1 protein-coding gene is annotated in these 500 nt (G+C 48.4%); it reads right to left on the minus strand.

Annotated elements, in window-relative coordinates; all coding sequences use genetic code 11:
- The coding region (locus tag R8N47_RS28775) for an iron-containing alcohol dehydrogenase (RefSeq protein ID WP_318186554.1) at nt 1–500 on the minus strand (500 nt) is incomplete at both ends.

Here is a 500-nt window from a genome sequence, read left to right on the forward strand (position 1 = left end):
TATTGATCTGTCCCATAAGTCAATGTTGGGTCGACAATCGCAACGTCAGCCAACATGTCCGGACTTCTTAAACTTACTTTTACTTTGTCCTGCCCTGACTTCAGAACGGCATTTCTAGTCACTTCTGAGCCGGTACTCGCAGTCGTGGGAATCGCGATGAAGTGAATCGGTTTCGCTTTGAGAGGAACGTTTCTTCCAACTACTTCCACATAATCGTAGACATTACCCTGATTAGGAATGATTGCGGCCAATGCCTTGCCCATGTCGATGACGCTACCACCGCCGATCGCGATGACCACATCAGGTTGAAATTTTCGCCCGAGCACCGCCGTCTCTTCCACCATCGTAATGTTGGGCTCCCCATTGATGGCGACGTGCTGATAACGCATATTTTGAGCTTTGAGATAATTGATGATGGGCGTGGCGCGCTGAGTCTCTTTTCCCGTCACGAGCAAGACGCTATACCCAAATTGATTGATAACTGATAGTGAAGATTGGAG

Source organism: Vibrio sp. 2132-1, assembly GCF_033344315.1.